A 10,406-nucleotide genomic window follows, 5' to 3' on the forward strand; every position below is an offset into this window, starting at 1 on the left:
GTTAAAGCGAAAGGTCTTGTTCAAATTTCTGACGAGGGTACACTTCGTAAAGTTGTAACAGAAATTCTTGATAATAATGAGCAATCTATCGAAGACTTTAAAAACGGTAAAGACCGTGCAATTGGCTTCTTAGTTGGTCAAATTATGAAAGCTACAAAAGGACAAGCAAATCCACCGCTTGTTAACAAAATCTTACTTGAAGAGATTAATAAGCGATAATAGTAGTGACTTTTAAAGATTAAGCAGAAAAACACCCGTACATGGGTGTTTTTCTAGGTTAATCAAACGTTTGTTTAAATGAGACAAAATCGTTTAAACAAACGTTTGATTAACTGTCAAAAGTGGAAAAATGTTTGTATAGCAACTATGGTATGATAGTTGCAAAAAGGTGGGAATAATGATAAATCTAAACATAGAGGTTTTTTTTCATCTCATGAAATAATAGATAGTTATTATTCGTTATATGTAAATTTTTATGGAAGAATGGATAGAAATAAAGTGAAACTTTAATCAGTGGGAGGTTCATCCAACACTGATTATTAGCCCTCACCAATCGGGCATTTACTGCCCGCAAATAGCGGGATAAATTTTGGAGTCAAATAAAAAACCATTGAAATGAATATTTACTTTTGATGGACTACACGAATCGGGTTCTTACTGCCTGTTTGAGCGGGATAAAAGAAGGATAGCAAGATGAGAGGAGGTAGGCATGGGAATACTGAACAGAAGTTCAGTATGTTCTTTTTCGATACATAAAGAAATTTCCTGTGCTAATAAATGATGAAGCGAGCAAGAATTATTTATAATCCTACTTCTGGGCGTGAGCTATTTAAGAAGAGCTTACCAGAAGTATTACAAAAATTAGAACAAGCTGGCTATGAGACATCTTGTCATGCGACAACGGGTCCTGGAGACGCTACTGTGGCGGCGAGGCAAGCTGCGGATCGTAAGTTTGATGTTGTTATTGCGGCTGGTGGCGACGGTACGTTAAATGAAGTAGTAAACGGTTTAGTTGGGCATGAATTCCGTCCGAAATTTGGAATTATTCCAGTTGGAACGACAAATGACTTTGCACGTGCAATTGGTGTACCTCGTTCTATTGAAGAGGCAGCAGATATTATTTGCGAAGGAAAAACAGTGCCATTAGACCTTGGTAGAGCGAACGATACATATTTTATTAACATCGCTGGTGGCGGTCGTATTACAGAATTAACATACGAAGTACCGAGTAAGTTAAAGACAGTATTAGGGCAGCTTGCTTATTACCTAAAAGGTATCGAGATGTTACCATCATTGCATCCGACATATGTTGAAATTGAGTATGATGGAAAGTTACTACAAGAAGAAATTACGATGTTTTTAATTACGAATACTCGTTCAGTAGGTGGATTTGAAAAGGTAGCACCGTATGCATCTATTAACGATGGGTTATTTGACCTATTAGTACTGAAAAAAGGTTCTATCGCTGATTTAATTAAAGCAGCAACACAAGCACAACGTGGTGAACATATTAATAATCCAAAAGTGTTATATACACAAGCGAACCGAATTAAAGTACATTCACCAGATAAACTAATGATTAATTTAGATGGTGAGTATGGTGGAGATGCACCGATGGAATTCGAAAATATATATCATTGTTTAGAACTATTTGTTCCTGAACATCAAGAGGATGCCCTGTAAAGGCATCCTTTTTTACTTTGTTAAAATGAATTGTAAATTGGGAGTTAGTTTGATTTTTATGGTATTTTTACAATTCTTTTATTTTACATCCATACTTTATTGATACACTGGAAGAGATAAGAAATGAGAGGTAGGATGCTATGGAGAAGGTAAAAGCAATATTATTTGATAAAGATGGGACATTAATGGATTTTCATTCAATATGGATAAAAGTAGCTGAAGAACTTGTAGCTGAATGTATAAGTTTATATCATTTACCAAGTACAATGCGGCAGACCTTATTAGAAGAGATTGGTGTAGAGGGAGCATTTGTTAATCCAAGGAGTGCAATAGCTGCTGGAACAAGCCTTGATGTAGCGAAGGGGCTTTGTAATTATATTGAGTCTGCTAGAGAAGAAGAGATGCATCAGTGGGTAAGTGAGAAGTTATTTTCCCTTATGTATGAGCATCGTTCGCATATGAAAATGACAGCAGACTTACCGAAAGTGTTACAGGCATTAAAAGATAAAGGATTTATATTAGGGGTTGTCACGGCGGATGATTTCGCACCAACAGAATTATTTTTAAAACAATATAAGTTGGAGAACTTTTTTGATTATATTATAGCCTCGGATACATTCCCTGCGCAAAAACCAGATAAAAAGATTATAGAAGTGTTTTGTGAGAAATTTAATTTAGAATCATGTGAGGTTGCGGTTGTTGGAGATACGCCAACTGATTTACATTTAGCTAAAAATGGCGATTGCTATGCAATTGGGGTGCTATCTGGTACAGGAGACCGTCCAACATTAGAACCACTTGCTGATTTAGTGTTAGATTCTGTTGGAGAGTTTATTTCTCAATCGGGTGAGTTTTTCTGGGAGAAAGAAGAGTCTAATGTGTAAGGAAAATAAGTCTATAAAGACTCTTAATGAGTCTTTATAGACTTATTTTTTATGCCTGGATACAAAGAATATAGGATAAATGCTAGAAAAGAAAGTTGGCATATATTTTGCAATAAAAAGAGAAAACAATGTAAAGAAAAGGATGGGGTACGCAATGAACACAAAAAAATTTGCTAAAGTAAATGAACAAATTCCAGGACCGAAAGCGGCATCTTTATTAGAACGCCGTCAAAATATAGTACCAAAAGGAGTAAGTAACGGCATCCCAACGTTTGTACGATCTGCCAATGGTGCTCTTGTAACAGATGTTGATGGCAATCAGTACATTGATTTTGCAGGAGCAATCGGGACAATTAACGTAGGGCATTGTCATCCAACGGTTAAAGAAGCGCTCCATAAACAAGTCGATCAATACATTCATACTGGATTTAACGTTATGATGTATGAGCCATATATTGAATTAGCAGAAAAGCTTGCGGCATTGGCACCAGGAAGTTTCGATAAGCAAGTCCTGTTTTTAAATAGTGGTGCAGAAGCAGTTGAGAACGCGGTGAAAATCGCTCGTAAATATACGAAGAGACCTGGTATTATCGCATTTTCTAAAGGTTTCCACGGGCGTACATTAATGACAATGACGATGACAAGTAAAGTGAAGCCATATAAATTTGGGTTTGGTCCCTTTGCTCCAGAAGTATATAAAGCGCCATTTCCATACGAATACCGTCGCCCAGAGGGATTAACGGAAGAGCAGTATGATGATTTTATTATTGAAGAGTTTAAGAACTTCTTCATATCGGAAGTAGCACCAGAAACAATTGCAGCTGTTGTAATGGAACCTGTTCAAGGGGAAGGTGGATTTATCGTCCCAAGTAAGAAATTTGTTCAAGAAGTACGCCGCATTTGTTCAGAGAACGGCATCTTATTTGTAGCGGATGAAATACAAACAGGCTTTAGTCGTACAGGAAAATATTTTGCAATTGATCACTATGATGTCGTTCCAGATTTAATTACAGTGTCTAAATCATTAGGTGCTGGTGTACCGATAAGTGGTGTCATTGGACGTAAAGAAATTATGAATGAGTCTGCACCAGGTGAACTTGGTGGAACGTATGCAGGAAGTCCATTAGGATGTGCGGCTGCATTAGCTGTTCTCGATGTAATAGAAAATGAGAAATTAAATGATAGAGCGATAGAATTAGGAAAAGTCGTAATGAACCGATTCGAAGAGATGAAAAATAAATATCATTGCATCGGTGATGTGCGTGGGTTAGGCGCAATGTGTGCATTTGAGGTCGTTCAAGATCGTAAGACGAAAGCACCTGACAAAACGTTAACGGCTAATCTATGTGCAGAAGCAAATAAGCGTGGGTTACTGTTATTATCAGCAGGGACATATGGAAATGTTATCCGTGTGTTAATGCCTTTAGTTATTACAGATGAGCAACTTGAAGAAGGTTTAACAATAATTGAAGAATCATTGCAAGCTTGTTATGAGCAAACAAACATCGCTCGCGTTTAAAAACTGAAGTATAAATAGCAAACATTCTAGCTGACTCTATATTAAATGCAGAAAATTCACTTTATAATAAAGGTAGTGAAGTGGATCGATGGATTTGAAGTTAGGGGTGGCTAGGGTGGTTGCAGAAAAGGAACGAGTGTTAATGGATTTAAAAGATGTATTTGAATATGCGTTTGACGAAATTTTTGTTACAGATGAGCAAGGGATCGTTGTACGTGTAAATAGTACATGTGAAAGGCACTACCAACTAGCTGCAGAAGAGTTAGTTGGTAAGCATGTAAAAGAACTACAAAAGGATGGAATCTTTTATCCATCAGCGACATTAGAAGTGATTGAAAAAAAGAGGCCAATTGAACTCGTTCAAACTACAAAATCAGGAGAGTATTTACACGTTCGTACAAGGCCTGTTTTTGATGATGAGGGAAATTTAAGAAGAGTGATTAGTTATTCTCGCGACCTTACTGAACTCTATCAATTACGTCAAAAGGTAGAGGAAATGGATAATCAGCTAAAAACATATAAAAAAGAATTAAGAGAAACATATGAGCATGAAGGACTTATTTTTAAAAGTCTAGCTATGCAAAAAATAGTCGATACAATCAAAAAAGTATCTGTAGTGGATAGTACTGTTCTCGTTTTAGGCGAGACTGGAGTAGGAAAAAGTCGATTAGTACGCCATTTACATGAAGTGAGTCACCGTAAGCATGAAAGTTTCTATGAAATTAATTGTGCGGCATTACCAACTAATTTAATTGAATCGGAGCTTTTTGGATATTCAGGTGGATCTTTTACAGGTGCGAATCGTGAAGGGAAAAAGGGACTATTAGAATCCGCGCATAAAGGAACTCTTTTTTTAGATGAAATCGGTGAAATGCCGCTTGAAATTCAAGCGAAGCTTTTGCAAGTATTGCAAGAAAAAACATTTCGTCCTATAGGCGGAAGAGAATTAAAAAAAGTAGATGTTCGAATTGTGGCGGCAACAAATAGAGATTTAAGCGAGATGGTGAAACAAGGAACATTTCGGAAAGATTTATACTATCGTTTGAATGTCATTCCAATTGCAATTCCCCCGCTTAGGGAAAGAACAGAAGATATTTTGCCGCTTATTTATCATTACTTGCAGCACTTTAATAAAAAGTACGGACGTGATGTGAAACTAGCGCCGAGTACGTTACAAATGTTTGTTGGATATCCGTGGGAAGGGAACAATAGAGAAATAGAGAATGTAATTGAGAGAATTGTTATTACTGTTGATGATGTTGTAACGGTAGAGGATTTGCCACTCTCTATGCAAGAGGCTGCAGTTGAACAATCGGGGCAAAGCCTTTATAAAATGCTGGAAGAGGTAGAGAGAAATATAATTCTTAAAGCGTATAAAACGTATGGATCAAGTTATAAAGTGGCTGAGTTTTTGCAAATTAGTCAATCTGCTGCTACTAGAAAAATTAAGAAGTTCATAGAGGAGGAAGAAAACATTGGATAAAAAGGCGACTTTCGTAAGTATAGATAAAAAGGCGATGTATATAAATGGTGAGTGGATTACACTACAAGAACAAATTGAAGTAAATAATCCTGCGACGAAGGAAATATTTGCAACTGTACCAAAAGGCGGAGTAACAGAGGCAAAGCAAGCTGTTGATGCTGCACATGAAGCTTTTAAAACGTGGTCTAAGTTAACGGCAGCAGATCGTGCAACGAAGTTAAAAAAGTGGTTCATGCTTATTGATGAAAATAAAGAAGAGATCGCAGCGATTATGACGAAGGAACAAGGGAAGCCGTTTGCAGAAGCGCTTGGTGAAGTAAATTATGCAAACAGTTTTGTTGAATGGTATGCAGAAGAGGGGAAACGCGTATATGGTGAAATGATTCCTGCTGCTCATCCGAATAAGCGCATTTTAGTTATGAAGCAACCAGTTGGCGTTATGGCTGCTATTACACCTTGGAACTTCCCAGCTGCTATGATTACGAGAAAGGTAGCCCCAGCGCTTGCAGCAGGCTGTACAGCCGTTGTGAAACCGGCAAGTCAAACGCCATTAACTGCATTGAAATTAGCTGAATTAGCCCATGAAGCAGATATTCCAAAGGGCGTAATCAATATCGTAACAGGTAGTGCAAAAGCAATTGCTGATACATGGATGGAAGATGGTCGCGTTCGAAAAGTGTCCTTTACAGGGTCAACGGAAATCGGGAAAGAGTTAATGGCTAGTGCGTCGCAAACGATGAAAAAAGTTTCGCTTGAGTTAGGGGGACACGCTCCGTTTATCGTAATGAATGATGCAGATTTAGATAAAGCAGTAGAAGCGGTGATTGGTTCGAAATTCCGTAATGCAGGACAAACGTGTATATGTACAAACCGAGTATTCGTTCAAGAAGAAGTATACGAAGTATTTGTAGAGAAGTTCCAAAAGGCAGTAGGGCAGTTGAAAGTAGGAGACGGTTTCGGTGACGGAACGACTGTCGGGCCACTTATTGATGAGAATGCAGTTTCAAAAGTACAAGAACATATTGAAGATGCTATTCAAAAAGGTGGAACAGTTTTATATGGTGGTCAAAAGGTCGCAGAGTTAGAGGGACATTTCATTCAACCGACTGTAATTGGGTTGGCAAATGATACGATGCTTTGTATGAATGAAGAAACATTTGGGCCAGTGGCACCAGTTGCGAAATTTAAAACAGTTGATGAAGTAATCGAACGTGCAAACAATACACCATACGGTTTAGCTGCGTATATTTTCACGAAAGACATTAGCCAAGCATTCCAAATTAGTGAAGCGTTAGAGTACGGTATTATCGGTCTAAACGATGGTCTTCCATCAGTTGCACAAGCACCATTTGGTGGATTTAAAGAAAGTGGTATCGGTCGTGAAGGAGGCCATTTCGGCATCGAGGAATATTTAGAAATTAAATATATTTCATTGGGATTATAAGTAGTATACTAGAATCTCTATAAGGTAACAGAGAAGGAGATTCTAGTATGGTATATTGGCTATTATTACTTGTTACAATTATTTTTGAAGTAGCTGGAACAATTGCGATGAAACTATCAAATGGTTTAACAAAGCTCGTTCCAAGTGTACTGATTTTCGTGTTTTATGGGATTTGTTTCAGCGTGTTTGCCATCGTTGTGAAAAAGATTCATTTAAGTATTGCTTATGCTATTTGGTCTGGCGTTGGAACATTACTTATTACAATCATCAGTGTGTACTTTTTTAAAGAGCATATTAGTTTATTTCAAGCATTTTGTATTCTTTTTATTGTTTTGGGTGTCATTGGGCTTAAGGTTTCATCGGCATCATGAAAGCTATCTTTTGTAGAAGATAGCTTTTTTCTATTTGTGCAGTTAACAATTAATACGACAAAATATGACAAGAAAGAGTAAAGCGTTTTGTTATGATACATATGAAATATTGTCTTATGTGGAGGAAAGAGTATGTTAAAAAAGGTAAGTCAAATTGTTTTAATTTTTGGCATAGCTTTTAGTTTAAGTGCTTGCACTGAGACTAAAGATAGTAATGAAAGTAAACAAGAAGATGTTCAAGATAAAGTGTATAAAATAGGGGAGACAGTAGACGTAGATGGTTTGCAAGTAACTATCGATTCAGTTAAATTAGGATATCCGGATTATGATGAGAATAAAAAGAAAGAGGAGATTTTGGGGATTATTTTCAAAGTAGAAAATAATAGTAAAAAGGAAATACCTTTTGCATTTTATGAATTTGAGATTACCGATAAGAAAGGTACAAGATTTAAAGAATATAATAACCCTGATAGCTTTATTAGTAAAAAGTTAGCACCAGATGAAAAAATTCAAGATATCATGCTATTTGACGTAGCGAAAGAAAATACGTATATCGCTACGTATAGACCGGAGTTTACGCATGAAAATAGAACGATAAAATTTGAATTGAGACCAAATAAATAAAGAAACACATTGGATTATCCAATGTGTTTCTTTATGGTAATAAATTTAAAACGCCCAGTTACCTTTACGGAAGATAGGCTCATGTCTGCCATCAGCAGTAATACCGTCAATATCAAGCTCAGCTGATCCAATCATGAAGTCGTTGTGTGTGATACTAGCGTTTGCGCCGTTTTCAGCAAGTTCTTCTTTAGACATTGTTTTTCCGCCAACTAAGTTAAATGCATAAGCATTTCCGATTGCAAGGTGGCAAGATGCATTTTCGTCAAATAGTGTATTGTAGAATAAAACATTTGTGTTTGAAATTGGTGAGTCATGAGGTACTAAAGCTACTTCTCCTAAGAAGTGAGAACCTTCATCTGTTTCTACTAAATGTTTTAAAGCTTCTTCACCAGCTTCAGCTTTATAGTCTACGATACGCCCGTTTTCAAATGTTAACGTGAAATTATCAATAATATTACCTGCAAATACTAACGGTTTTGTACTAGAAACTTGGCCGTTTACACCTGTTTTAAGTGGCATTGTAAATACTTCTTCAGTTGGAATATTAGCCATAAATGGTACGTTCTTTTCATTTAAGCTACCAGCACCAGCCCATACATGTTTTTCTGGAAGTTCGATTGTTAAATCTGTTCCAGGACCTGTATAGTGAAGAGCTTTATAATGCTTTTCGTTTAAGTAATCCACTTTTGTATGTAATGTTTCATCATGTTCTTTCCATGCTTCTACAGGATTTTCTAAATCAGCACGAGTAGCTTTGAAAATAGCATCCCATAACTTTGCTTCTTGTTCTTCTGGCGCTACGTCAGGGAATACTTTCGCAGCCCATTCTTTCGTAGGAACAGAAATGACACACCAACTTACTTTATCTGCTTGTACGTAATCACGGTATACTTTCATTGCTTCTCCAGCTACTTTATGAGCTGTTGCAATACGCGATGCTTCTACACCTTTTAATAAATCAGGGTTTTCTGCATAGATAGACATAAATGCAGCGCCTTCTTTTGCTAATTCTTCACGAGCATGTGCTTTCCAAGATGGAAATTCAGCGAAAGCTTCTTCAGGAGCTAGATCGAACTTTAAGCGTGTTAACGTCTCATCATTCCAATCTACATATACGTGTTTTGCACCAGATTTATATGCTTTTTCTGTAACGAGGCGTACAAATTGTACAGCTTCAAGAGGTGCACTAATTGATAAAGTTTGTCCAGGTTGAATATTAACACCAACATTAACTGCAAGAGCAGCATATTTCTCTAACGTTTGTTCAAATGACATATGTATAATCTCCTTTAATTTGAAAGATTTCTTACTATATATAATACAAGAAAATTCTAAAAATATATATAAATATAAAGTAAAAAGAGAGCTCAAAATGTATTGAGCTCTTACATTTACTTAATTGAGGAAGCAAACTGCTCTACAGTCGTTGTATGGTGTATACGAACGCGCTTCATCTTTAACAATTCATCAGGTTCACCCTTCGTAATGAATTGCCCAGGCTTTGTCGTCGTCGCAAATTGATAATACTTCTTCGTTTCTGTAACAACCTTATCATCTACATGACCGAATGGATAAGCAATCGCGATAACAGGCTTACCTGTTATTTTTTCTAGTTTTTCTTTTGAACCTTTTAACTCTTCCTCATAGTTTGTAATTTTCGGTAAGTCTGCATGTGTTGCAGTATGAGATTGCACCGAGAAAATGCCGGAATCAACCATTTCTTTTATTTCAGAAGTAGACAATGCTCCTTCTACATCAACGTTATCAACAATCATATATTCTGTTGCTGCCGGTTTAAAAGTATCATCTTTTAGCTTTTGTAAAACGCGAAATGCATTCATATTATTTTTCATACCGTCATCAAATGTAACGAAAATCGGCTTATTTACTTTATTTATATCACCCCAGCGTTCAAACGTTAAAAGCGTATAACCATTGTCCTTTAAATGTTTCATTTGTGCTTCAAAGTTAGCTGGTGATACGAATAAGTCTTTAATACCTTGACCATGATAATCATCAATTGCGTGATACATAAGAACAGGAACCTTTTGTTCGAAAGTAATAGTAGATTTCGTAAGCGGGATTGTTTTCCCATCTTCTTTCATTCCTATTGCTTCAATTTGGAACTCACCGCGTTTTCCTTCAAATTCCTTTATATCAAAAGGAAGTGTGAATTGTTTCTCTTTTTCTTTAGAAGAAAAAGATTTAGCACGTTCCTTTCCATCAGCTGTGCGCCAAATTTTATATTGTACTTCATTTAAAGAATCTTTTAAGTCTGTAATATGAATACTTGTGTTTGTAGATTCGTGTGTGATGGGAGTATAAGAAATTTTACCTTGTTCTTGTAGAGTCTCTTTTTGTATAGCTACTTCTTGAACCTTTTTCTCTTTTTTAGGTT

At 36.5% G+C, this 10,406-nt stretch carries 9 protein-coding genes and 1 pseudogene; 8 read left to right on the forward strand and 2 right to left on the reverse strand.

The features are described from left to right. The 8 genes and pseudogenes from MR107_RS27525 to MR107_RS27560 all read left to right on the forward strand — a co-directional run. A pseudogene (locus tag MR107_RS27525) lies at positions 1-219 on the forward strand (Asp-tRNA(Asn)/Glu-tRNA(Gln) amidotransferase subunit GatB); the annotation flags it as partial. A 558-nt stretch (positions 220-777) separates the two neighbouring features. Then, the gene (locus MR107_RS27530) at positions 778-1,683 is read left to right on the forward strand and encodes a diacylglycerol kinase (protein ID WP_000977679.1); all 906 of its coding nucleotides are present in this window, start codon (positions 778-780) and stop codon (positions 1,681-1,683) included. Positions 1,684-1,823: 140 nt separating this feature from the next. After that, positions 1,824-2,567 (forward strand): HAD family hydrolase, encoded by a 744-nt coding sequence (locus MR107_RS27535; RefSeq protein WP_000416671.1) that lies wholly within the window; start codon positions 1,824-1,826, stop codon positions 2,565-2,567. A gap of 154 nt (positions 2,568-2,721) precedes the next feature. Further along, positions 2,722-4,086 carry a 4-aminobutyrate--2-oxoglutarate transaminase gene (gene gabT / locus MR107_RS27540; RefSeq protein ID WP_033685433.1) on the forward strand — a complete coding sequence of 455 codons (1,365 nt, stop codon included), beginning with the start codon at positions 2,722-2,724 and terminating at the stop codon, positions 4,084-4,086. 115 nt (positions 4,087-4,201) lie between these two features. Continuing rightward, the gene (locus tag MR107_RS27545) at positions 4,202-5,569 is read left to right on the forward strand and encodes a sigma-54 interaction domain-containing protein (protein ID WP_000225136.1); all 1,368 of its coding nucleotides are present in this window, start codon (positions 4,202-4,204) and stop codon (positions 5,567-5,569) included. Continuing rightward, positions 5,562-7,013, forward strand: a complete 1,452-nt coding sequence (gabD, locus tag MR107_RS27550; protein ID WP_242292975.1) for an NADP-dependent succinate-semialdehyde dehydrogenase — start codon at positions 5,562-5,564, stop codon at positions 7,011-7,013. The genes MR107_RS27545 and gabD overlap by 8 nt, the downstream gene beginning before the upstream one ends. A gap of 47 nt (positions 7,014-7,060) precedes the next feature. Beyond that, positions 7,061-7,384, forward strand: a complete 324-nt coding sequence (locus MR107_RS27555; RefSeq protein ID WP_000263262.1) for a DMT family transporter — start codon at positions 7,061-7,063, stop codon at positions 7,382-7,384. A gap of 132 nt (positions 7,385-7,516) precedes the next feature. Beyond that, positions 7,517-8,008 carry a DUF4352 domain-containing protein gene (locus MR107_RS27560; protein WP_000915110.1) on the forward strand — a complete coding sequence of 164 codons (492 nt, stop codon included), beginning with the start codon at positions 7,517-7,519 and terminating at the stop codon, positions 8,006-8,008. Between the two features lie 45 nt (positions 8,009-8,053). On the opposite strand, the gene MR107_RS27565 is transcribed toward MR107_RS27560, so the two are convergent. Further along, positions 8,054-9,283, reverse strand: a complete 1,230-nt coding sequence (locus tag MR107_RS27565) for an aminopeptidase (RefSeq protein WP_000007349.1) — start codon at positions 9,281-9,283, stop codon at positions 8,054-8,056. Positions 9,284-9,399: 116 nt separating this feature from the next. Next, a partial coding sequence (locus tag MR107_RS27570) for a polysaccharide deacetylase family protein (protein WP_242292976.1) occupies positions 9,400-10,406 on the reverse strand: 1,007 nt, incomplete at its 5' end.

This window comes from Bacillus cereus group sp. BfR-BA-01441 (assembly GCF_022663075.1).
GTDB classification, from domain to species: domain Bacteria; phylum Bacillota; class Bacilli; order Bacillales; family Bacillaceae_G; genus Bacillus_A; species Bacillus_A cereus.